Here is a 23,322-nt window from a genome sequence, read left to right on the forward strand (position 1 = left end):
CGGAAAACTGCGTTCAAGCAGCATGTCAATCGCGGCCCAAGGAGCGACAGATGCGCCGTTATCGGCGTTTGAAAATGGGTGGGGGAGGGTGCCCAGAGGAACTCCGCCAGCAGTACCTAGATGCTAGTCCGCTATAGGTCCGACTTCATCAAACCACTGGACCACAGCGTTGCCCCCGTAGGCCCGGCTGATGGTCTCCTGCAGTGCGTCGACCTGCTGCACGGCTGGATCCAGCTCCGTGACGGCTGTCATGATCCCAATGGTGCTGTCATCATGTCCTAGTGGAAATGCTGTCCTGCGGCTGCGGCTGCGGAACGGTGCCATTGGGCCATTTGGCCCAGGGTGACTTCGAGGGAGCGCACTGTGTCGAGCACGTTCCCCAGGATGGAGTAGCTGTCGGCCGGGCGGTCCAGGAAGTCGGTATGCTGCATGAGTTCAGGGGCGGCCCGGGAGAGCCGCGCCGCTGCGTGATATGCCTGCCTGGCTTCGTCCTCAGTCATTGGTTCGGAGCGGGCTCGAGCTGTTCAGGCCCGTTGTTTCGGACGCTGTTGACCCGGGTGCTGACGACCCTCGGGGTAAGTACTGGTTCCGGGACGGCGTCCAGCAGCTGCTGCACATCGGGCTTGTCGGTCGTGCCAGGATCCAGCCAGTCGGCGTACATGTCCGGCGGGATGATGACCGGGCTGCGGTCGTGGACGTGCTCCGGGGAATCCTGCGCGCTAGGGGTCAGGACGGTGCAGCTGAGCACAGGCCCGTGGGAATCGCTCGAGCAGGTTGAAGTATGGCGCGCCCCGGACGCCTTCACCCAGGGATACGAGACCATGCGCGAGTTGCTGGAGCACTTTGAACCGCGCACGCTGGACGAAGCAGCGAGCATCGGTTGAACCGGTAGGAGCGGATCCACCCGACGAAGATCGGAGTCCTCTCCGTTCACCGTTCGCGCGTGCCGAGCTTGAGAAGGTCGAGAAGCGGCGGCCGCGCGTTAAGGCGCAGCTGGATATGTTGAGGCAGTCCTTGGTCGCTGACGGATCCGGCGTCTATATGGACGGATAGCCGGCCCTGCCCTGCGAACGGAACGTTCTCCAAATGGAAATGCGTATCCTTGGCGGGAAGGGTGGGAGCCAACCACAGTTCATTCCAAGGGAGCCCGGGGTCAAAACGGAGGAGTGTCCTGATCAGCTGCACGGGCGCGGCGGACGCCCATGCCTGGGGCGAACATGAGGCGGGGTAGGGAACGGGTACCGGATACTTTCCTCGATCCAGCCCGCAAAAGAGCTCCGGAAGCCGGCCGCTAAAGTGGTCAGCGGCTTCCAGCAGAGCGTAAGCAATTCGCTGGGCCTCGCTGACAAAACCGCGTCGCATAAGGCCCGCTGCGGCGATGGCGTTGTCATGCGGCCACACCGAGCCGTTGTGGTAGCTGGCGGGGTTGTAGGCTCCCACGGTTGAGGCCAATGTCCTGATACCCCAACCTGTAAACATCTCAGGGGACACCAGATGATCGGCAACGTGGACTGCCTTGTCATCGTCCACGATGCCGGCCCAAAGGCAGTGGGCCATATTGGAGGCCAGAGCGTCGACAGGCTTTTTGTCTTTGTCCAGGGCGATGGCGAAGTATCCCCGGTCCGGCAGCCAGAATTGGTCGTTGAACGCTCTCTTGAGTCTGATCGCTTTGGCCAGGCAGGCATCGGCTGTCTCCGGGTCGCCGCCGGCGCGGGCCATGAGCGCGCGCCCAAGGTATGCGGCATAAGCGTAGCCCTGGACTTCGCAGAGTGCTATCGGCGGCTCGGCCAGTGTTCCGTCAGCGAAATTTATCCCGTCCCCGGAGTCCTTCCAGCCCTGGTTACGCAGGCCGTGTTCTGTCTTTCGCTGATATTCGATGAATCCGTCGCCGTCCAGGTCGCCGTATTCCTCCATCCACCGAAGGGCTTTGTCCGCTGCCGGAAGGAGGGTGCGCATGGCGGCATCGTCGAGTCCCCACCTGCTCAGCTCGGCGAGCACAATCACAAAGAGCGGCGTGGCATCAACGGAGCCGTAGTAAACACCGCTGCCTCCTAACGCCAGACCGTGAGTGGCTCCCAGCCGCACCTCGTGCAGGATCCGGCCAGGCTCTTCTTCCGTTCGCGGGTCCACTTTTGTCCCCTGGTAATCGGCCAGGGTGAGGAGGGTCCCCTTGGCCAGGGAGGGATCGAGCAGGAGTGACATGAAAGAGGAAAGCAAACTGTCCCTTCCGAACAGCGCCATGAACCAGGGCGCGCCGGCGGCCACGACGGCGCGGTCCGGGTGGACCGGGTTAAAAATGCGAAGCGAGCCCAGATCGTCCTGGCTGCGGCTGAAGGTTCGCTCCACCGACTCGTCCTGTAGTTCCGCGGTCGGCATGTCCGCCCGCCACTTCATCACGCGCTGAAAGGAGTCCGACTGTCCGCGCAGTCCGCTTGCGTGGCCACCGTCCCCCCTAGGAGCGCGGGTCAGTAGTCGGCCGGGTTCTTAAAACGCCGTGTGAATTGCCGGGGTGCGGGAGGAGTGGCTGGAAGAATCGGGAGTATGAATTCCGGTTCCCAGGATGGCCTTTTTGATGAAGCTCTCGTGGAGCGGGTGGAGCGTTTTGATGACGGGATCGTTGAGGCCGGCGCTGGTGTGAACAAGCGGTTCAAATCCTTTGAGCCGGACGCGGTGATGCTGGTCCCGCCGTCGCTGGATGAGTGGTTGCCGGGCAATCATCTGGCCCGGTTCATCGCTGATCTGGTGTCCCGGGAGCTGGATCTGTCCCGGTTCTACGGCTCGTATGGGAAGACGAAGGGCCAGCCGCCGTATGATCCGCGGTTGATGGTCCGGGTCCTGCTTTACGGTTACTGCGTCGGGGTGCGTTCCTCCCGGGAGTTGGAGCGGGCGTGCGTGGACGTGGTCGCGTTCCGTTGGCTGGCCGGGCAGCAGGCACCGGATTTCCGGTCCATCGGCCGGTTCCGCAAACGCCATCTCGCGGCGTTGGGGAACGTGTTCCTGCAGGCGCTGGAACTCTGCCGGGCCGCGGGCATGGTCTCGTTGGGCCGGGTTGCCCTGGACGGGACGAAGGTCCGGGCCAACGCGTCCCGGCGAAAGGCGATGAGCTACGGACGGCTGACCGAAAAACAGAGGATCCTCGCCGCGGAGGTCTCGGACATGCTCGCCGACGCCGAGGCCGTGGACAGGGAGGAGGATGCCCGGTTCGGGGCGGATACGCGCGGCGATGAGCTCCCGCCGGATCTGGCCGACCGGCAATCGCGGCTGGCGAAGATGGCCGCGGCCCGCAAACAGCTCGAAGAGGACGCAGCAGCCAAAGCACGCAAAGAGGCGGAGCAGAAAGCCCGGGACCGCGGCGATGACGACGGGGCTGCTGCGGCCAAGGGCGAGGAAGCCGCGGCCAAAGCGGAGGTCAGACCGAGGGCCCAGCGCAATTTCACGGACCCCGACTCCCGGATCATGAAGACCGCAGACGGCTCGTACCACTATTGCTACAACGCCCAGGCCGTGGTCGACGCGGACCATCAGGTCATCGTCGCCACCGATCTGAACAACACCGCGGTGGACGTGCAGCAACTGGTCCCGATGACCGAACGCACCGCCGAAACCCTGGGCCGGATGCCCGCCCAATGGACCATTGATGCCGGATATTGTTCAGCAGCCAACCTCGAACACGTGAAGGAAATCGAGGCCGCCGGCGGGACCGAGTTCTTCATCGCGACCGGCCGGCTCAAACACGGCGAAAAGGTTCCCGAGACGCCCCGGGGCAGGATCCCGGCCACCGCCACACCCAAGGAACGGATGGCGAGGAAACTCAAAACCAAGAAGGGCCGGGCCGTTTACGCGCGGCGCAAGGCGATCATCGAACCGGTCTTCGGGCAAATCCACACCCGCCAGGGCAAACACGTACTCCTGCGCGGCCTCGAACAAGCCAAACACGAGTGGGAACTGATGGCAGGCTGTCACAACCTGCTGAAATTGTTCACTTTCAAAGCCAAAGCCGGTCTCAACGCCCCGGCCGGAGCCTAACCCACGGGCCAAAGGCGGCCACGGCTGCCCGGCCATCAAGATGGCAACGTGTCACCGGTCAGTAGACAGGACCACCCCTGGATGACGGAAACCACTACCGCCCCACGCTCCTAGTGCGGGGCACGGCCGAGACGGTCACGGACCACGCTGAGTGGGCCGCTACCGGAGCAACCACCACGAGGCGTTGTTCTTCCACCCTCGAGCCAGGGAGCTCGATGGCAATGCTGCGCTCGTCATCTTTCCGCTCAGACATAAGAATCAGTTGGTCCCCAGCGGGGTGCCGGGCCCGGCTCTTGCGGCGTGGCTGACGGCATTCCTTGACTTCGAAGAGATCGGCAAAGTCCGCGTCCGCCAATAATTCAATGCGGCACTGAAAAGGATCCCGCGCATAGTTGTGCACGGTGATTGTCTCGGTCAGGCCCGTCCCGAGCTGCCGGTCGCGCTCAACCAGCACGGCACTGTCAGCATGGTCGTGTCGAAGAGTTCTTCCGATGAAAGACAGCGTGGAACGGTTCCGGGACTGTCGCTGAAAGCGCCTCGACAGGTAAACCGTTGACGGTAAGCTTCCAGTCACTCACATACCGCGTGTCCTGAAAAAAGACCCCCTGCGGTTTACTCGCCGACATGTCCCCGTTCCCGGCTGAAACGCTGAATGAAGTTCCCTGGACCAGAGTCACTGTTCCGGAACCACCCGGGGCTGCACTGTTTTCGACGTTCCATCCGGGCATCTTCTGTACTTTCTTATACCGTCAAGACCGAACCCTGTGTCCACCACTATGTAACGAGCGGAACATCTTCGGCAAGGGGCAACGGCCCTCCGTGTCCAACGGCAGCGGTCACAGAACACGGGGGTGCTGTGACCATGGGCGGGGAAGAAGTCTTTCCTCCTCGGAGGCGAGTTAGGGGACTTTCGCCACCGCCGTCGTGCCGGTGATCAGGTCCTCGGTCCGCAGGTGAAAATGTGGCAAAAGTCGGCGAGCATCATCAGCGGTCCGTCCGGGCGGGCCGGTGGCACCCGCGCCGCCGTTGAACAGCGTGTCCCCACTAGTCGGGCTAGCCTTGGCCGCTTGAGGTTGTGGTGTTTTGCCTGAATCAGAATGCACCAAATGCTGCGACAGCGCTAGAACGGCAAGAGTCAGCAGGACGACAGCTGCCATCGTGAAGCCAGGATCAGGACACCGGCCGAGCACAGCACAACAACGTAGACCAACACGTGCCAACTGGCTCGGCGGCGGCCCTCCGCCAGTCCATGGAGGGGCCACGGGCGCCGTCGTTGAACGAATCTTCGTTCCTGCTACCGCCCTCCCAGCGAATCCTAAGGTTCGCCCGTGCATAATGGACCGGAGCTTCGGTCAACCGCTATTTGACCGGAGCTTCGCCAATTCCGGGGGCGCCAGTCACGTGCACCCGGGGGCCGCGCGCCGGGCCGTTAACGCATGTGGGCCGCCGTGGCAGTCGCACCGGGTTCAGCCATCGATCGCCGCGCCAATTTGGCCGACACATGCTCCATTATCGGACGCGGGAAACAGCGGAGTGGCCTGAAAGGGCCACACAGAGAGTCAATTCGGGACTGGGCCCGGCCCGATAGGAAAACAAAGAAGTCGTCGAGGACGCGAGGGCCTGGTCCAGGATCATCTGATTCTGCTTGACGCGACGATCGCGGTTGGCTGTGTCCTGCTGCCGATCACCGCGCCGCACACCGCGTCCAAGACGTCTCTGTGTTTGGCCTTCGACCTTATCTGCACCAAGTGAGCTGCACTAGAGTTCCGAGGCGCCGAAATGAACGCATCACTCTCACCGGTCCTTGTCAGCAAGGTTCAAGCGCGCGGGATCATTGACCTCTTGGCGGGGTCGAGTTCCGGACGTACAGCAGAACCGGTTCCCAGAGTAGGGGACATCGTGCGGTTGCGTGTGGCTTTCAGGGCACCTTCGCGGGGCGCTGCTTAGGGCAGGGGAAACAGGAATCCGACAACAGCGAATCATGTGAATCTTGAACCGGGGCCCGAGACTGCCGGGCGAACGAGAGGAGAAGAATTCCATCGCCATCGCCTCAAACGAATCATTCTCCGGCTGGACGAAAACCTTCACCGACCCGCGACTCTGCGCCGCCATCGTGGACCGTCTCACCTTCAACGGCACGATAATCGAAACCGGCACCGACTCATACCGCCTCGCCCACACCATCGGCCGCGTTGGGCGTGGCGTTACTGCCGGAACTTATCGAATAGAAACTTGTCGATGAGACCTTGAATGCCAGTGAGGGCGAGGATCAGGGCAAGCATCACGAAGAGCTCAATTCCCCTGTGTCCCATTGCTAAGAGCAAAAGGAAAACGGCCGCCGACGTATAGACCACGAACCCGAGGATGAAGCGGGTTGGTTCAACAGACCGCTGTCGCATCTGGAAAGCCCTTCCGTGAACGTGCACTCTTCACCAATTTTATCCCTGCATCCTTCGAGGCGTCCAAGAATGGCCGGAGAAAACCGCCCACGGGCCACGCCCCCGTCCGGTCTAGGTGTTGGTATGTGAAGGACCCTGACCATGAGCGCACGACCGGGACCACGCCTCACCCAAAGCTTCTCAGTGGGGCCAGAAATAGCCGTCATGCTGGGGCCAAAAAAGGTTGACATAGTCAGTCGGCGGACAGTGGCGGAACCAGGCCATGTCGAGATTGCTTCACCTTGGATGAGGCCCATTGGATTCGGGGGTAGCAGCACTGCCAGAGAGCGCCTCAGTTTAAGGTCTAGGATTCAGCTAGGCAGCATGAGGGGGTGCTGTTCGGGCGGAAGGAACGGCGTTCGTGCGGGTGATTCGTAACGAGAAGCGGGTGTCTGTCGTTGGTGGTGTGGTCTTAGCCATCGCGGGTGGCCTTGGCCTATGGCGAACGGCGGTGCTCTTGAACGAGCCTGAACCCGGCAGAGTCGCAGCGTTGACTGGAATGCTCGCTGTCGTGGCCTTTATCCGAGGCTTAGTCATTCTGTTTTGGGCCCGCCGATCAACACCCAGTGCTCTAATGCGGCCTCAGGCGGCAGATGCCCTTGTAGCGATTTTGCCTGTGGTCGTTGTCCTGTCCTTCGTCGTGGCCCTCCCGGAAGTCAGAGATCCCGCGAATCCCGCCCTTTGGTTGTTTATCCTGGTTCTTGCCTCGGCGACCATTTCAGTGAAACCGGCGAAAACTGCTTCGCTCCTAGAGATTCCGCCACTTCGCTCGATGAACTTTTTGGACTGGTTGCGAATCCAGAACTTCGGCACAGGAACTCTTTTCATCGCAGTCTGGTTTTCGGTGCTGTACTTAACTTCCCCACTAAGCGTGGATACCTGGACGCCCTTGGTTGTCACGACAGCACTCGCCCAAGCCGGGATCAGTATCTGGCGGATGCTGGAACAACATCACGTGGGCAAGACAGGACCGCGCCTAACTGGCATGCAGATCATCTGGTTGCGAGCCATTCACGTAAATCAAGGACACGCCGCTGCCGTTAGGGAACTGCGAATGATGAATCCCAAGATCGGTACAGCCCACGCCGAGAGGGTCATCGAAAACCTTTACCAGACTGAGGAAGAACCGTGGACGCAGCATAGCTGAACCCACGCAGCAACAGTAGTTGACCTGGGCCTCTCGCCGTCCGTGTCGGCACTGCCGGTAGTTCGATGCTCCTTTCAGACACTGTTGGCACTTGCTGAGGCTCACCTCTAGAGGATGCCCAAAAGATTTTCTGGGAGTTTCTTGGTCCTGTGTAACCTTTTCGGCTATCCCGGACAATACAGGGCATGGGGAACCTTGAAAGTGACGAGGGCAGCCTTTGGTCCCGAAGCCTGGGGGTGACGGCGAAGCGTTTGGTGTGCTGTATGACAGGCATCGTGACCGAGTGTTCCGTCATGCTTACCGGCTCACAGGGAACCATCACGACGCTGAAGACGTCATGGCGGCCGCCTTTCTTGAGCTGTGGCGGCGGCGCGCCCAAGTCCGTGTCGTGGAAGGGTCCATCCTTCCCTGGCTGCTGGTCACGACGACCAACATGGCCCGCAATAAGGGGCGAGCCGCACTCCGCTACCGGAAGCTGCTGGACTCGCTACCGCGCACAGAGGCATCTTCACAGCACTTGGAAGCTGACCTTTTCGCCAGTCACCAAGAGAGTATGGACCAGGACTTCTCCCAGGCTCTTGGAACGCTCAGCGCTGAAGACCTGCACTTGGTGAGTCTGGTCGTTTTTGAGGACTATCCACTCGCTGCCGCAGCAGCCGTTTTGAACATGACACCCGGCCCTGACCGCCCTAACTCCCGGTTCGTTTCAGTTTCCCAACGGCGCCAGCTGCAGCTACACCGAAATCGAAGCTGACACACGCCTAAATTCCTGCCGCTACACCATTTCACTTGAGCCAGGACAGCACAGTGTCACGATCAAAACAGAACCTGGGAGCCGATGGCAGCTCACTGCCAAGTACGTGAAGCAGGAACGGACCGAGCTCGGCGTCAACGCCAAGGGCGAGACTTACGGCATGGAAAGCCCCGAAAACGGGGTTCCGGATCTGATCGCCGTGGCGGCCACCAACGGAGCGACCGGCTACGTGTACGCCAAGGACCTCTACGGTGGGCCTATGCCCACCAGCCCGGAGGACGCGAGAAGAACTTCAGCTCTTCACGCCCCCCACGTGAGATCGCCGTGTTCCTTAGTGACGGCGAAACCAAAGTCGGCGTTTTCATGGCGGCAGGCTCTGGAGGCGGTATACCCTCCTACGCGTCGCCTTCTCCAAGACCATGACAGGACGCCCAGGCGGACGAAGCTGGCCAAGCCTTGCTGTCCTCAGGCGAAACCATCTCCCGGACAGTCACCGTGACATCTGCCCCGGGGATACTGGCGGCTGCCGGCTACTCTGCACTCAGCAGGGGCTTTGTTTCTGTAGCCGTATTGCTCGGCCGCGTTTGTCTCGAAGATGTCCGAGGGTGAGTTCGAGTCCGTCCACTTCGCCCTTCCAACCTTCGTTCTCGGCCCGTTCCCTCCTGGCAATTAGGTCGGCTTCGAGTTCGTCCAGCCTGAGGATCATTCTCGGCTCCACGTGCAGCATCGGACAACGCACGCAGGCGTGTTCGTGGGCGCAGGGGGTGCCGTAGGGCCGGCCGCAAGAGCCAAGTTCGACTTTGCGTTTGTCGAAGTGTTCCTCGAACTCTTCCCATTCGGCATCGGCGACTTCTGCGTACTCGTGGTCAGGGCGTAGGGCCCGGCGATTGGCCATGTGCATCTGGTAGTGCCGGACGACGTCCTCGTCGAACACCGCGACGTAGCCTCTGGTGGTCTGCAGATTCGCGTGCCCCAGCAAGGCGGCGCCGATGTGGATGGGCAGGCCGTTGTTGACCAGGTCGGTCGCAAAGATCCGCCGAAAATCATGCGGAGTGAAGCTGAGCCCCTCAAACTCGGGACGGTCTTTCGCCACGGTAGCGCACGCCTTGTGAACGAGTTTGGCAATGCGGGAGGTGCTGAACACCCCGCGCAACGGTCCTGCCGTGTACTGGAAAAGGTAGGGCAGCGGGTCGCTGTGCTCCCTCTCGAGCGGATCCCACCTCCGGACCAGCGGGATGCTGCCCAGATTCGTCGTGTGCCGGCGGATCACCTCGGCGATGACATGCAGCAGCTCCGGGGACATCGGAATCACCCTCTCCCGGTCGGACTTCGACGGGGTGACGACGAGAAGCCCAACGACCTCTCCGTTGGGCCGCCGGTACTGCCTGATTGAGAGGTGGCTGAGTTCGAGCAGTTCCTCATGCCGAATCCCGGTGAGGCGGAGCACCTCGACGGCGGCCCAGGTCCAGAACGCCTGGTCCTCCTCGGCGCTGATGTTGATGCTTTCGGCGGCCGCCCCGAGCACGCGCAGTTGCCGCTCCGGCTGGGGAGGCTCTTCAAACTCGACTCCGCGCCGGGCCCGTGGACCCTTCTGGGGTGAGCTTCGAACTGGCGTCGCGCGGCGGACATGGGTGTAGTGGACGCCGTCGAAGTCGAAGCCTGCCGCACCTAGTGAGGCGGACGCTGCTGCCCGGAAGGCCTGAAGGCGGTCTTTTTCCGCGGTGACGTGCCGGATGAGGTGGTCCAGCAGCGGTTGGCGGGCGCGGGTGCGGTCCGCCATCCGCTCTGCCTGCCGGCGTCTGCCCGCACTGTAGCCGCGGCTCGCGATCGGCGGGATCGGGCACCGGGTGGCGAAGGATCCCCAGCGCGCCGGGTCTTCCATCGCCCAGGTCTGAAGATCGAGGTAGAGGGCGCGCACCGCGATCAGGAGGTCCCAGATGCCCTGGCGGGGCTTTGGCCCCTCGGGGGTGCTGATGGTGTCGACTTCCTGCCGCCACGCCTCGTACGTTTCCTCGTTCAGGTCAAGATCGTGCTGCTCAGGGTTGATCCCCTCAATCACGCACCAGAAGTTCCGGACCAGGTTTCCGGTCAGCCCGCGAAGGCTGGAATAGTCCATCCCCAGCGCGGCGCGCTGATTGATGTAATCGATCAGCAGCTGCCGCATCCCGGCGTCCCTGACCCCGTGATAGTCCACGAACTCTTCCACGCTGCGCGGCCCGCCCTGCCGGGCTCTGCGGATGGTTGCCGGCGTCCTCTCCGGGAACCGCCCCATCGTATGGAGGACTTCCCAGATGAGCGCACCTATTTGTCGTTCGTAGGTTTCCCTGCCCCTGCCAACGTTCCGCAGCTCGACGTCGAAGTGGATCAGCGCCCCTGGCGTGAGGTCCGCGACCGGGATACCCTGGCTGGCCAGAACATAGGAGAGCTCGGTTAGCGCGCGGTGTTTCTGCAGGTCAGGATTAGACGCGTTGCGGATCCGGTCGACGACCTGGGCCAGAAGCGGGTCCTTCTGGCATTCCCGGAAAATCATAGAGAAATCAGACACCACGTCGCGGCGCAGCGTGAGCACCGACGGGACGATCACCCGCATTCCTACCAACCACGTCAGTCCGCTAGTCATCGTCCAGCTTTTTGACGCCGGCGGGTTCAATGACGCCAGGCGTTCCTCCGAGGTGTCATACCCGCTGGCGTCCCACCGCTCCTGCCACGCCCCGCCTTCGAACGTCGACAGATGTTCTGCCACTTTTCGGATGGACCGGCGCCGTTTGTCCAGCTGGATCCCCGAGCGTGGAAGCAATGAGCAGGCCGCTGCCTGAAGCTCGGCAATGGACGCCCGGCTCAGATCCCCCAACGGGGCTGGCAGGTTCCGGGGCGCAGCGGCCGGGGTGACTATGTCAGTGCTGCCCCCGATCTGCCATGACCGGGCAGGAACCTCTGACGCCGTAGCTGCCGGGAGCTCCCGCCGGCTCCAGATTCCCGTGGTGGACACGTTTGCCCTAGACATTTGCGCCTCCCGGGACTTGCCCGAAGACGGCCTGGATGTCCGCCGTCGCGTAGCCCGGTGTGTAGGCGGCGTGCGGCGGGTGGGGCCGGGCATGGAATTCCTGCATCTTGAGAATCAGTTCCTCGGCCCGCGGAACCGTGTACCGGCTCGTGGTGTGCAGATCGGCGTGGCCTAGCACGACCTGCACCTCTGGCAGGGTTAGCACGCCACTGTTCACCATCCGGATGGCGGCAGTATGCCGCAGATCGTGCAACGTCCAATTCGTGTCCGAGGCGGAATTAGCGCGCTGCAGGATCCGGCGCGCCGCGCCGTAGGTCAATGGCCGATCCGGGCCGCGGAGCGTTCGCCACAACGGAGCGCCGGGGACGGACTGTGATGAGGCCAGGTACCGCCCCAGCCACGTCATCGCCTCGGGCGAGAGTGGCACCCACCGCCTTTCCCTGCTTCCCTTCGAAATCACCGATAACCGCTGGTTTGCCCAGTCGACATCATTGAGTTGAGCGCCCAGAAGCTCGTCAGCTCGGGCACCGGAGGAGACAAAGCATTCAAGGAGTGCCCGGTCCCGGTCACAGACCATGGACGCGAAAAGCTCCGCCCACTGCGCGTCCGGAATTGACCGCGGCAATCCTTGACGGCCACGTCGCCGATATGGTGCACGGCGAAACGGCTGCTTCACTTCGGCGGGGCTCTGGTGCGACAAAGCCCGACGGCGATGCGCCGATGCCGGGACCGGATTCACCACGGGCCCATGGCACCACCGGGCATGAAATTCGTAAAAGTTCCACACCGCCGCCAGCGTCAGATTGACCGTGGCCGCCCCGTATCCTGCGCCCAGGTTTGGTTTCCCGGTCTTGACGTTGACACCCCCGGGCAGCCCCGAAGACCGCCTACGCTGGGGATTCGGTGCAATCCGAAGCCACCCAACCAACGCCGCTGTTTCAGCCTCAGTAGCCCGGTCCCACGGGACATCGAGCATCCACAGGAGCCGGTGCCACGTCAGAGCCGCGTAGCAGTAGGAGCGTAAGGTGCAGGCACTTAGGTCAGCAACGGCGAGGTATTGGATCCAGGAACTAACCTCGGCCACGACCCCGCCCTCTGGGTCAAGCAGAACAAACGGCTCGTGCGATCCGGATCCCTTCTCGACCCTGCCGACTCTGGCAAGCTCAACGGCCCCGTCAAGCAATCCACGCCTTGTACCGGAACCTAGCCATTGCTCTGACACCCGCATCACCCTTGATGGTCGCAGCTGGAGATTGTCCTGCCCTCCATGCCTACAACCAAAGGCCTCAGATAAACGGACGCCGCGCGGACACCAAGTGCAGATAACTCACCAAATCCTCTGCCCACCGTCGTAGGTTTGGGCGGCGCCTTTGATGTTCCCTGTCAAGTTGAGCGTGTTGAAGCCATCGGACTGTGACAACCAGCCTCGCTGGTCTCGCCGGAGCGGTCAGTGCCTCAACGGTCCGTCTGACCGGGAACGCGCCTTCCTTTCGTGTGACCTTGAGCCGGCAAGCCACCCGGTCGTCTCCCGGTGGGGTGAGCGGTGAATTGCCGCCGGTAAGCCGGCCGGTCAGTCCCGGTGTCGCTGGGCGCGATCCCTGAGGAGTACGCGTGATTCGTTGAGGTTATCGAGCGCGACCGACAGTCTGCTCAGGGTGCGGACATGGACCGGGCGAGGTCGTTCAGGGCGGTGTTCACGCCATGGATGAAGACCTCCACGTCCGGGCAGGCGTTCTGGTCGGCGATCGCCGTGAGGTTGAGCTGCCCGTTGTAGGAGAAAACGGCCACAGCAAGCGCGAGGTTGCCCATGAGCGATACCACCGGGAACAGCTCGAGCAGCTGCGCTCCGGAAAGATATAGCGGCACCGTCGGTCCCGGGATGTTGGTGACCGGTATGTTGATGAACCGCTGGCGGGCAAAGCCGTGCAGGAACGCACGCTGGAGGAGTATCGATCCGGAAATACCGCTGCCCGTCTGCGGATGGGCGTGGCGCTTGCGTGCGGCGGTCTGCAGCTTGATCAGGTCCAGCCGGCGAACAGCGTCGGGCTCGCCGAGTGGCAGTGGCACCACCATCCACCCGTCCTGGTTACCGCTCCCCTCCTGCACACGCTGCTCCCGGTGAAGCGACACCGGCACCACCGCTCGCAGCGTCAGCCGATCGACCGGTTCTCCACGACCTGACAGCAGCTCGCGCAGGCCGCCGGCGACCGCGGCCAGAACGACGTCGTTGACCTTGGCCGTATGGGCGTGGGCAATTTGGGTGATGGTTTCTAGGCGGCTACGAAGGATGGCCAGTCGGCGGTCGGCCCCCACAGGACGGTTGAGGCTTGTGCGGGGTGCGCGTTGTTCGGCGAGCAGCTCCCGCCACGCTGGCCAGGCACGTCGAGTCCGGTGCAGCGTGTCACTTGCATGAGCAAGGCCAATCAGCGCCCGGGAGAGCTGGTGAGCCTGTCGGCCCAGGTTATCGCGGAGAAGCTCGCTCGCGGTCGGCATTGGTGTCGGCGTCCATGATGGTGAGACCGGGGTGGGCGCATCGGCGCTGGAGTCCAGCAGCGCTCCGAAGGCGGCCACTGCTGCCATCCCATCCGCCATGGTGTGGTGCATCCTCAGGAAAAGGCCTACGCGTCCCTGCGGCAACCCGGGCAGCAACCACACCTCCCACATCGGTCGTGCTGGGTCCAGCCGTCGGCTCGCCAGCTCTGCGCAGGCCTGCAACAGGCGTGACTGGTCACCCGGTGGATCGACAGGATGGACTCGGACGTGATCGGCGAGGTTCAGCGACGGCGCGTCGACCCACAGGGGCCAGCCCAGCCGCCACCGGGGCCGGTACAGCAACTGACGGACATGGGGAAGGCTGTGCAGTCTCGGTTCGAGCCAGCGGCGGACGCTCTCGATCCGGACGCGACCGCCGGAGTCCAGGAGCCCGGCGCCGTCGACGACGGCAAGGGCGCCTATGTCCGTGGCCCAGCCCAAGTCGTCCCACAAGAGCAGGAAGCGGTCCGACGCGGTCAAGCGCTCCAGACGGCGGGTCCTATTCATCGCAGTCACGCTCCTGTTCCAACATGACCAACCAAGCCTCCTCTCAGGACCCAAGGCCGACAAGTGCCGAAGGTCCCCTCCAATCTGGGACTCATTTCCCCGTCCCGGGCGAGGGGGTCGGACCGACGGCCTTCGGAGGCCGGTGGCGACCTCCCGGACCACACCAATCGACCTGGCCCAGTCCGAGATCGCGGCCAGGCCTTCCCGCTCAGTTTCTTTCTCGGACGGTCAGCATGCTCATTCAGGCCAGAGGGGAAGGCTCTCCTCTGACATGTTCATCCAAGAAAGCCAGGACCTGCTGAGATGAGCCGGCGGCAGCTTCAGGTTGTAGTTGCGCCACTGGTGGTTGAAGAACGGTGCTTCAAGCCCAGATAGACCTTCAAGTCGCGAGGTGTGCCAGCCGTGGGACAACTCGATTCGGAGGACTTCGGCGCCCTTGGTGGTGAAGTCCTCGCCTAGCTCCAATCCAACAACGGGGAACAGGCGTCGAAATCGCCTCTCGTGGTCGCGGCCCAGCACCGTAGAATGGCGCCAAAACCCAACGGTGGCCATCAGCCTTCCGTCCACATCGGCAGCATAACGATGCCGAAAGCGGTGGACATCGCGATCTGGGCGCGGAGCATGAGGTGCCCGGATCGTCAGGTCGTCAACCGGCCGCCGCTGCCAAACGTTCTGCAAAGTATTGGAACGTGTTGTTTCGGAACCGGCCGGCTCCGTCGCCGCCGGAGGACCTGACCGAAGGCCATCTCGCTACGGCTCTCAGAAGCCCTCTGAGCTAATTCGGCAGGGACATCAGTTGTCCGCGGACAGGGAGATCACGTGTCCGCCCACTGGGAGGTCCCGCTGTCCGTTGGCAACGTGAAATCTGTGGCAAACGTGACGCGAGACCAAAGGCGTTCTGGTATGGGTCTTTCGGCCCTCCGCGACTCGATGCGACAAGCGCACACTGGAATCAGAGGTTCCTTGTTTGGAGATGTCTCGTCGCCCCCAAAGCCGATTTCGCGTCTGTCGGCGCCGGCCTCTCAAAGCACCATCAGGGGGTCGTCTCGAACCCGAGGAGGGCGTCATGCGAGTACTACCAATCCGACACGTCGAGAAGCAAGGGTCCCCGGTTCGCCCCTCTCCTGCCGCCAGTTTCCTGCAGCCACTCGGGCGTTTCGCCATGCATTTCTTCCAGATGTGCATGGTGATGTGTGCGGGCGCGGTCGCCCTGAGCCTGCTGTTCTTCGGTGCTGCCGGGTTGCTGGGCTACACCGACCTGGATCAGCGGGCGCCCGAGCTGATGGTGTTGGTCATTGCCATCACCCTCTCCCTGCCCATGGCCGTGTGGATGCGGTTCATGGGTATGGCATGGCGGCCGACCCTGGAGATGTCGGGCTCGACGATGATTGCCGGACTGCTGCTGATCGTGGCGTATTGGCTCGGCCTGGTGGGCAACAGTAACCTGATGCCGTTGCAGACAGGTCTGCTGGCCTGCCCGCTGATGCTGGCAGTCATGCTGTTCCGCTTCCGGCTCTACTCGAGTGTGCACACACATCACAAGGCCCACGCGGCATCATGAAGGTTCGGCTTCGCCGCCGGTGATGTTCGCTGTCGCGGCGCGCGGAGGTGGGTATGAACATCATCGGCCCTTGGATCGCAAGACGACCTGTCGAATCCGGGCGATGGCTCGGTCGGTCGGCTCTCGCCGCTCCGTTCGTGCTCTCGCTGCTCCTCACGCTGGTGCTGGGTCCGGGGACGATCAATAGCAGGCACGGGTCGTTCATCTGGTTGGCCGTTGTGTCACTGGTGGCTTCGGTGCTGATGCTGAGGGTGCGACCGAGCCTGCTGATCCCCCTCGGCCTGGCAACATTTCTCGCGTTCCCGGTGTCGGCGGGTCTGGGGTTCCACTTCGCGCCGGACTGGGCTCTGCCGATTGTCGTGATCGTCTTCTACGGGTCGATGCTCGCCTCCCTGGCCGCGGTGCTATTCGAAATCGTCGTCGGGCTGCGCAGGGCGAGCCGACGGGCACGCTTGGCAGCCGCCGTGGTCGGGGCTGCCATCTTGGTGGTGATCGGGCTGGCCGCGGTGTGGGCCCTCGGCCCGGCCCCTCGGACGAGACGTCACAGGGTGGGGGCTCATCGACCGAGGCGGTGAACATGGGGCCGGTGATCAACACGTCGCATAGGGAGGCCGAAGCGACCTTCACCGCCGACGGTCGGACGATGTACTTCAACTGCGATGACTACGACATCTGTATCTCGCAACTGACCGGCACTTGGGCCCGGGGGCAGTGGACGACGCCACAGCTGCTCGGCGCTCGAGTCAGCACCGCGTACTTGGAGGTTGAGCCATGGATCACCCCGGCCGGAGACAAGTTGTACTTCAACAGCAACCGGCCATTCGACGACGGCGACAGCCTTCCCGGCCTGTCGATGTACGTAGACACCCTCGGCCTGATCACCACCGTGACCACAGACAGGCTTGGCTTCAGCCTCTTCGGCGGCCTCGGCGAGGATGAACTGTGGGTGAGCCGCCTGGTCGATGGTGCCTGGTCGGAACCGGGCAATCTCGACGACGTCGGGGGCGAACCTCCGATCAACACGTCGTTCGCCGACCACTGCCTGGCATTCTCCGCCGACGGGAACGAGGCCTACTGGACGTCCAACCGCCCCGGCGGACTCGGCGGCGACGACATCTGGACCTCACGTCGAGTCGACGGCAAGTGGACCTCGGCCGAGAACCTCGGAGCGAACGTCAACGGGCCGCGAGGCGAACACCACTCGATCCCGACCCCCGACGGGCGTGCGCTATACGTCTCGAGCAACCGCACCGGCGGGTTCGGCGGCGAGGACATCTACGTCAGCACCCGCGAGCCGAACGGACGCTGGGGGCGCCTCGTCAACGCCGGTCCGTCGGTGAACGGACCCGGCAACGACCGGTGCGGGGCCTGGACATCGGATGGCAGCGTCTTCCTCTTCGACTCCGACCGAGTCGGCGGCTTCGGGAGCAAGGACATCTGGTGGGTCCAGGTCAAAGCCTTTCACCCACCCGTGGAGCCAGCGTCCGCGCCAGAGGGTCACATGTGAGACATCCGTCAATGATGGGTCTTTCGCCTCTGAACCCAGCCTTCGGAGTGCCGGGAGGATGGGTTCAGGAGGTAGGTAAATGTTCACTCTTCGCACCTTCGGCGGGATCGCCCTATTTATGGCCGGGAGTAGTTGGCTCTGGCTGACGCCCACCTTCGCCACCCGTGGTGTGGACACCTCCGGAGCCCTGTGGGCCATCACGATGGTGCTCTGCCTGGTGACCATTCTGGGCTTCTGCGTCGCCACGTGGGCCTTGTTCGCCCGGTGGAGCTGGTGGGAATACGCAGCACTCGGTTCGGCGGGGCTTGGGCTTGTCACCCTCGTGCCGTACTGGTTCGCCGCCGTCGGCCGAGGCGAGACGGTTGGTACGACCGCGTGGAACGCATTCGTGCACGTCCTGATGGTCGGCATCGTCGCGGCGCTACTGCTGGCACCGCCGCTGGAGCGGTGGGTCAACCACCAAGTCATGGGCTAGCTAGAGAGGATCTCCGTGCTTTCGGCACTGGCCGGTCATCCTGGCATTAATGTTCCGCCGGCACCTAATCAGGCTGGCTGCGCGGGCGTATTCCACTTCTCAAACGCCGACAGCCCTATGAATCATATAAGCCCGGTCTACGGTCAAGCCATGAGGATCTCTGGGTTCCGTGGGGCAGTCCTTTGCCCGAGAATCCTTTGGTCCCTCAGGCCTGTAGCGACGCCCTTCGCGTGATCATCGCTCTGGTATTGGTGCTGATTCTAGGGCGGATCACAGCAGCCAAAGCGTCGGTTCCGATGTCAGCACACCCGGCCAAATCGCCCCTCACCGCGCCTCGGACCTAGCGTAGACCCCTGTCCTGCACTGCCCCTTCGACACCGAACTGCAGGGGCAGTGCAGGATATATGCACGGGTTGAATCCTAATACTCCTGCCGTCAGTGGAATGCTCCCCAGACACTTCGAGGCAAGGAAGAAGTCCGCCCGATCCCCTACGTGTCAGGCTGGAACGGTACCGACGGCTCATAGCAAGTCCGTTTAATCGCGTGGGGCGAGAGCCAGGAATCCAGTAGTCATGTCCAGTTCAGTTTTGAGTGCAGTACGCGAAGATAGTGCTGTGAGTAGTAGTAGTTCCGGTCCGCGGTCCGGGGGTCCGCGGCCTCGACGGTCGTTCACCCCGGTGCAGAAGCTCGAGTTTTTGACTGCATACGAGACCGCGTGCGAGAGCAATGAAGGTGGCGCTTTCCTGCGTTCCGAGGGGCTGTATTCCTCGCAGATGACCGAGTGGCGGCGGCTGCGGGACGCCGGCGTCCTGGACGGGAAAAAGCAGGGGAAACGATCGGGAAGCTCTCGGCCGAGCAGGCCGAGAACGCGCGTTTGCGCCGCCAGTTAGAGGTGAGTGAGAGCCGGTTGAAGAAAACCGAGGCAGCCCTGGATCTGATGGGAAAACTACAGGCGTTCTTAGAGAGCGCCTCCGAGGATACGCCGGACGGGCCCCGGTCCAGGAAGCGCTGATGGCCGCCTACCGGTCGATGTTGGAGCTGAAGATCCCCTCGCGCCGGGCGGCATCATTGACCGGTGTTTCCCGGACGACTGCGAACCGGAAACCGGTCGCTCCGCGGGACCAGATGCCGGTGGTGCCGCAGAACAAACTCACCGCGGCCGAGAGGGCGGAGATCCTGTCGGCGCTGAACTCACCGGAGTTCGTGGACCTGGCACCCATGCAGGTCTACACGAAGCTGCTGGACCAGGGGATTTATCTGGGATCGCTGTCGACTTTTTACCGGGTGCTGGAGGAGAACAAACAGGTCAAGGAGCGCCGCCGGTTGGCCAAGCATCCTCCCCGGACGGTTCCGGAGCTGGTGGCCACGGCCCCGGGCCAGGTGTTCACGTGGGATATTACAAAGCTCGCAGGCCCGGTCAAGGGAAAGTATTTTGACTGCTACATGATGGTCGATATCCATTCCCGGTTCATCGTCGGCGCGCACGTCCACACCGCCGAATCCGGGGTCCTGGCCGTGCAAATGATGAAGGGAATCTTCGGGATCCACGGCGTCCCGAAGATCGTGCACGCGGACCGGGGAACGTCCATGACGTCCAAAACCGTGCTCTCGGACCTGGAGGTCACCCGGTCCCACTCCAGACCCCGGGTCAACAATGATAATCCGTATTGTGAGTCGCTGTCCCTGTGTGGGGGACGTTCGAACCGCTCCGCCGGAGCCCTGTTCAGTTGTGGCTGGCCATTCGTGTGGCCGGTGCGCTTCCTTTCTCGCGGGCTGGGCGATGTTCCCGCTGTTCACTTCTTCATGGTCCTGACTGGCCCGAGCGACATGACTCGGGTTGCGAGGGGTCCGGGTCCTTTGTTGCTGGTGGTCGGTTCTTGTACGCACACAGGTTCATGGCGACTTTCGTGGAGCTACTGCATGACTCGCGACCAAGGCGTACCTAATCCAATGTTCAGGACAACCCGCGCTGCGCGGAAGAGTCTCGCTACGCAAGCATCAGGCGCATAGCATTCCCAAATGACGACAGATGCGGGTCTTCGGGCCGTTCCAATCAGGCAGATCTGGCAGCAACTACGGTGCTCCGCTCCCAGAAGATAGGGCGAGCTGCCAAGGCGGCCGTCAGCGTACCCAGGACTTCACGCAGCACCCGATCCGTACGGACGCGTGATCGCTTCGAGGAAATGCCCGTCAGGATCCGCGAAGTAGACGCCGCGTCCGCCGTCGTTGTGGTTGATCTGCTGGGGGCGAGACCGTCCCGGGTCTGCCCAGTAGGGGATGCCCTGGGCCTGAATCCTTGCGAGAATTCCGTCAAAGTCCTCCTCGCTGACCAGGAATGCGTAGTGCTGCGGGGAGATGGGCCCGTCTGCCGTGGCGAAATCGAGGGCCACTCCGTGGTCGAGGGGCACGGTCATGAAAGACCACATGGCTTGGGGTTTCGGCAGTCCGAGCACGTTGGCCAGGAATTCCGCCGAATGGCGCTTGTCCGTTGCGTAGACGATGGTGTGGTTGAAAGTGACCGTCATGATGACCGCCTCGAGTGTATATCCTGCGACCATTTACGCCCAGCGCCCTTCAGATTTCAAGAGCGGCCGTCAGGTGTATGGAACCTTCATGGGTCAGCATCAGGTTATTAGGGCTAACAGGGGCTGATCAGGCCTTGGCGAACGGCAGCACCAGCATGTAGCCGGTCGGCATATCGCTGCTCCAGCGTCGCGGCTCGCGGACGACGAACTGCGTCGCCAGCTGTTGGGGGTGAGCAGGGCGTTGGGCGCGGGGGACGGTCCCCACTGGTCGTCGCCGTACGGGTAGAGCGGATCCTGGACACGGATGCCGGTGACCGGGAAGTCCGGGAACTGGTCGGGATCGCCGAGTGACTCGAAGCCGCTCATCACCCATACGTGGCGGCCGCGCCACATGACTAGCCCGACCGGCCGATCCGTGTCGGCAATGGCGCGCGCCGCGGTCTGCAGCGCTTCCTCATAGTCGGCGACGCTCACGACGGCGTACGGCCCCATCCCGACGTCGGTTAGCACCTCCGCCCAACCCAGGGGGTTGGCACCGTTGAACGAGTTGAACGACCGTGCGCGGGCCATCTCCCACAGCTCCCCCTGCTGGACGCGATCTGTCCACGTGCCGGCCCCGGTGTCGTCGATGAGGTTGTGCATCATCTGGATGCTCGCCGCCACACACCACTCAAAGGTGTACTGCGGCACGAAGTCCCCCTCCTGGTAGAGGTTGAGGGCGAACGCCTGGGGCGCCGGGGGCGGCGTGGGAACCGGCGTCGGGGTGGGGGACGGGGGCCGGTGAGGAGCGGGGACGTCATCGCGCGCGGCCGGCGGGGCCGAAGAGGTCTGGATCGGTCGATCCGTGGTGGCCTCATCGAGTCTTATCGCTGGCGCGCAGGCCGAGAGGAGGGTCGCTAGGATGACGAACCAGGCCAAAATACGGAGCAGGGCAACGTTTGTTAGCTGCAACTTTAAACTGACCAGAGACGGCAATTTGGATTGACCGTTCCTTGAATTCCAGGGGTCGTTGCAACACCCGTGCTTAGCTGGCTATCAGTAAATCACGTAGGCGCTCGGCTGGGGTGTCCCAGTCGAGCGTTTTGCGTGGTCGGGCGTTGAGTTCTTGGGCGACGTGCTCGAGGTCCTCGGGCCCGTAGGCGTTCAGGTCTGCGCCTTTGGGGAAGTATTGGCGTAGCAGCCCGTTGGTGTTCTCGTTGGATCCGCGTTGCCAGGGGCTGGCGGGGTCGCAGAAGTAGACGTCCATGTCGGTGGCGATGCTGAAAGCCTTATGTTTGGCCATTTCGGCGCCTTGGTCCCAAGTGAGGGATCCGCGCAGGTGCGCCGGTAGGGTGGACATGGTCTTGATCAGCCCGTCGCGGACTGATTCGGCGGTGTGGTCCACCGGCAGGTGCACCAACATCACGTATCGCGTGGTGCGTTCAACCAGCGTTGCGATCGCGGACTGGTTGTAAGCTCCGGTCACTAAATCCCCCTCCCAATGCCCCGGGACGGCGCGGTCTTCGACCTCGGCGGGGCGTTCGGAAATGTTGATCATCGGGTCACGGAAACGGTTGGTGCGTTCTTCGGGGTTCCTGTGCTGCTTGCGGCGGGTCCGGCCGGTGCGCAGGGCTTCTTTGACCTCGCGTTTGAGTCCACCGCGGGCCTGAAAGTAGAGGGCCTGGTATATCGTTTCGGGGCTCACGCGCATCTGCTCGTCATCGGGGAATTCCTTGATCAGGAGCTTGGAAATCTGTTGTGGGGACCAGCGTGTGAGGAGCTTGGTTTTCACGTAGTCGTGTAGTTCCCCGGGTTCTGCCAGCTTACTGTCCTTCGGCCGTGCCCGGGCCGCAGTGGCCGCCCGGTGAGCACCGTAAGGCCGGTAACCCAGCACCGGGTGGCTGTTGCGTTTGATCTCCCGGCTAATGGTGCCCACGGACCGGCCCAGCGCCCTGCCGATCGCCTGCATTGAGGTTCCTTGGGACCGCAGGTCCGCGATCCTCTCCCGCTCGGACAGGGACAGGTAGCGGGCGCTGACGGACTGCTCCAGCGCTTCCAACGCCACCGCGGGTGCCGGCTCAGCCACCGGCGCTGTCAACTCCGGTGCCGCTGCAGGGGCCGAAGGTTCCGCGAATGTAGTTGTCACTTCCTGTTTATACGGCAGATCCGCGGCATGACCTTGGGCCGCGGCCGTGTCCTTTGCAGTCTGTTGCCGGTCCCAGTTGTAGGAGCTCGGTTTGCTTGCACCGACTGCGAGGGCTGCGTCCCTCCGGCCGGCTCCTTCTTGGCGCAAGCGCAGGTAGTGAAGCTGCTTCGCCGATGGCCGTCGCGGACTGACGGAGACCAGACCGGCGGCTTTGGCCCAGTTGGAGCAGGTGGAGTAGTTCAGGCCGAGTTCTCTGGCGGCAACGCTGACGCTGCCGACTTCCCGCAGCAGGCCCAGGAACTCCTCAATCACCGACGGTGGGTGGCGCCGCGCCGGATCAGCATTCACAGTTCTCGTGGCCCGTGGTTTTCTCCCAGCAGGATTAACCTTGCCGGCCCAGTTATGCGCGGTGCTGATGTTCAATCCCAGCTCCTGGGCCGCCGCGGTGATGGTGCCGGCCCGGTCCAAGACGGCATAGAAGTGGTCCTTATCCGCCTGGGTGTACTGGCGCTGCGGCCTGATCCCTTCAGCGTTCGCCCACTTCTGGCAGGTGCTCCGGTTAATGCCGAGCTCCTTGGCCGCCGCGGCAACACTTCCCAACCGCTCAACGGCAGAAAGGAAATCCTGTCTTTGCGCACGGGTATGGGACTGCTGGGAACGCTTCCCCTGCGCCCCGGCTCTCGACCCCGGTTCTTTCGGTAGAGGAGATTTTTTCCTTAAG

At 63.0% G+C, this 23,322-nt stretch carries 18 protein-coding genes and 4 pseudogenes; 10 read left to right on the plus strand and 12 right to left on the minus strand.

Annotated features, from left to right (window positions below):
* Nucleotides 1-123 precede the first annotated feature (123 nt).
* The 3 genes from FCN77_RS27360 to FCN77_RS10025 are packed head-to-tail and all read right to left on the minus strand — an operon-like array spanning nt 124 to nt 748.
* Nucleotides 124-252 carry a hypothetical protein gene (locus FCN77_RS27360; protein WP_302647314.1) on the minus strand — a complete coding sequence of 43 codons (129 nt, stop codon included), beginning with the start codon at nt 250-252 and terminating at the stop codon, nt 124-126.
* 26 nt (nt 253-278) lie between these two features.
* The gene (locus FCN77_RS10020; RefSeq protein WP_137322158.1) at nt 279-500 is read right to left on the minus strand and encodes a hypothetical protein; all 222 of its coding nucleotides are present in this window, start codon (nt 498-500) and stop codon (nt 279-281) included.
* Nucleotides 497-748, minus strand: a complete 252-nt coding sequence (locus tag FCN77_RS10025) for an SOS response-associated peptidase family protein (RefSeq protein WP_254678920.1) — start codon at nt 746-748, stop codon at nt 497-499. The genes FCN77_RS10020 and FCN77_RS10025 overlap by 4 nt, the downstream gene beginning before the upstream one ends.
* Between FCN77_RS10025 and FCN77_RS26745 the strand changes: the two genes are divergently transcribed.
* The gene (locus tag FCN77_RS26745) at nt 735-884 is read left to right on the plus strand and encodes a hypothetical protein (RefSeq protein ID WP_254678921.1); all 150 of its coding nucleotides are present in this window, start codon (nt 735-737) and stop codon (nt 882-884) included. The genes FCN77_RS10025 and FCN77_RS26745 overlap by 14 nt on opposite strands.
* A 46-nt stretch (nt 885-930) precedes the next feature.
* Here FCN77_RS26745 and FCN77_RS10030 read toward each other — a convergent pair.
* Nucleotides 931-2,328: pseudogene (locus FCN77_RS10030) on the minus strand (amylo-alpha-1,6-glucosidase); the annotation flags it as partial.
* A 213-nt stretch (nt 2,329-2,541) separates the two neighbouring features.
* Here FCN77_RS10030 and FCN77_RS10035 point away from each other — a divergent pair.
* Nucleotides 2,542-4,026 (plus strand): IS1182 family transposase, encoded by a 1,485-nt coding sequence (locus tag FCN77_RS10035; RefSeq protein ID WP_137322160.1) that lies wholly within the window; start codon nt 2,542-2,544, stop codon nt 4,024-4,026.
* Between the two features lie 94 nt (nt 4,027-4,120).
* On the opposite strand, the pseudogene FCN77_RS27635 reads toward FCN77_RS10035, so the two are convergent.
* Nucleotides 4,121-4,754 (minus strand): annotated as a pseudogene (locus FCN77_RS27635) (glycogen debranching N-terminal domain-containing protein).
* Between the two features lie 1,289 nt (nt 4,755-6,043).
* Here FCN77_RS27635 and FCN77_RS10055 point away from each other — a divergent pair.
* The 3 genes and pseudogenes from FCN77_RS10055 to FCN77_RS10065 all read left to right on the plus strand — a co-directional run.
* Nucleotides 6,044-6,268 (plus strand): annotated as a pseudogene (locus FCN77_RS10055) (ATP-binding protein); the annotation flags it as partial.
* A gap of 557 nt (nt 6,269-6,825) precedes the next feature.
* Nucleotides 6,826-7,611, plus strand: coding sequence for a hypothetical protein (locus FCN77_RS10060; protein ID WP_137322164.1), 786 nt, complete (start codon nt 6,826-6,828; stop codon nt 7,609-7,611).
* Between the two features lie 283 nt (nt 7,612-7,894).
* A complete protein-coding gene (locus FCN77_RS10065) occupies nt 7,895-8,365 on the plus strand; it encodes an RNA polymerase sigma factor (protein ID WP_254678922.1) in 471 nt (156 codons plus the stop codon).
* 541 nt (nt 8,366-8,906) lie between these two features.
* Here FCN77_RS10065 and FCN77_RS10070 read toward each other — a convergent pair.
* The 4 genes from FCN77_RS10070 to FCN77_RS10085 form a co-directional block, all read right to left on the minus strand.
* On the minus strand, nt 8,907-11,369 hold the full coding sequence (locus FCN77_RS10070; RefSeq protein ID WP_175417204.1) for a tyrosine-type recombinase/integrase: 2,463 nt from the start codon (nt 11,367-11,369) through the stop codon (nt 8,907-8,909).
* On the minus strand, nt 11,362-12,597 hold the full coding sequence (locus tag FCN77_RS27640) for a site-specific integrase (protein ID WP_137322166.1): 1,236 nt from the start codon (nt 12,595-12,597) through the stop codon (nt 11,362-11,364). Before FCN77_RS27640 ends, FCN77_RS10070 begins: the two co-directional genes overlap by 8 nt.
* Nucleotides 12,598-13,019: 422 nt before the next feature.
* Nucleotides 13,020-14,408 carry a wax ester/triacylglycerol synthase family O-acyltransferase gene (locus tag FCN77_RS10080; protein ID WP_137322167.1) on the minus strand — a complete coding sequence of 463 codons (1,389 nt, stop codon included), beginning with the start codon at nt 14,406-14,408 and terminating at the stop codon, nt 13,020-13,022.
* Nucleotides 14,409-14,645: 237 nt separating this feature from the next.
* Nucleotides 14,646-14,960, minus strand: coding sequence for a hypothetical protein (locus FCN77_RS10085; RefSeq protein ID WP_137322168.1), 315 nt, complete (start codon nt 14,958-14,960; stop codon nt 14,646-14,648).
* A 610-nt stretch (nt 14,961-15,570) separates the two neighbouring features.
* On the opposite strand from FCN77_RS10085, the gene FCN77_RS10090 reads away from it, so the two are divergent.
* The 5 genes and pseudogenes from FCN77_RS10090 to FCN77_RS10110 form a co-directional block, all read left to right on the plus strand.
* Nucleotides 15,571-15,969, plus strand: a complete 399-nt coding sequence (locus FCN77_RS10090) for a hypothetical protein (RefSeq protein ID WP_137322169.1) — start codon at nt 15,571-15,573, stop codon at nt 15,967-15,969.
* 53 nt (nt 15,970-16,022) lie between these two features.
* The gene (locus tag FCN77_RS10095) at nt 16,023-16,544 is read left to right on the plus strand and encodes a hypothetical protein (protein WP_137322170.1); all 522 of its coding nucleotides are present in this window, start codon (nt 16,023-16,025) and stop codon (nt 16,542-16,544) included.
* A 2-nt stretch (nt 16,545-16,546) separates the two neighbouring features.
* Nucleotides 16,547-17,476 (plus strand): PD40 domain-containing protein, encoded by a 930-nt coding sequence (locus tag FCN77_RS10100; protein ID WP_137322171.1) that lies wholly within the window; start codon nt 16,547-16,549, stop codon nt 17,474-17,476.
* A 79-nt stretch (nt 17,477-17,555) separates the two neighbouring features.
* Nucleotides 17,556-17,951 carry a hypothetical protein gene (locus FCN77_RS10105; RefSeq protein WP_137322172.1) on the plus strand — a complete coding sequence of 132 codons (396 nt, stop codon included), beginning with the start codon at nt 17,556-17,558 and terminating at the stop codon, nt 17,949-17,951.
* A gap of 572 nt (nt 17,952-18,523) precedes the next feature.
* Nucleotides 18,524-19,631: pseudogene (locus FCN77_RS10110) on the plus strand (DDE-type integrase/transposase/recombinase); the annotation flags it as partial.
* 458 nt (nt 19,632-20,089) lie between these two features.
* Here the strand turns inward: FCN77_RS10110 and FCN77_RS10115 are convergent.
* The 3 genes from FCN77_RS10115 to FCN77_RS10125 all read right to left on the minus strand — a co-directional run bounded on the left by FCN77_RS10115 (nt 20,090) and on the right by FCN77_RS10125 (nt 22,553).
* Nucleotides 20,090-20,476: a VOC family protein gene (locus tag FCN77_RS10115; RefSeq protein ID WP_137322173.1), complete on the minus strand. Its 387-nt coding sequence runs from the start codon at nt 20,474-20,476 to the stop codon at nt 20,090-20,092.
* 99 nt (nt 20,477-20,575) lie between these two features.
* On the minus strand, nt 20,576-21,427 hold the full coding sequence (locus FCN77_RS10120) for a hypothetical protein (protein ID WP_368074326.1): 852 nt from the start codon (nt 21,425-21,427) through the stop codon (nt 20,576-20,578).
* Nucleotides 21,428-21,500: 73 nt separating this feature from the next.
* Nucleotides 21,501-22,553, minus strand: a complete 1,053-nt coding sequence (locus tag FCN77_RS10125) for an IS30 family transposase (protein WP_217496303.1) — start codon at nt 22,551-22,553, stop codon at nt 21,501-21,503.
* Between the last annotated feature and the right edge of the window lie 769 nt (nt 22,554-23,322).

It is taken from the genome of Arthrobacter sp. 24S4-2 (genome assembly GCF_005280255.1).
In the GTDB taxonomy this organism is placed as follows: Bacteria; Actinomycetota; Actinomycetes; order Actinomycetales; family Micrococcaceae; genus Arthrobacter.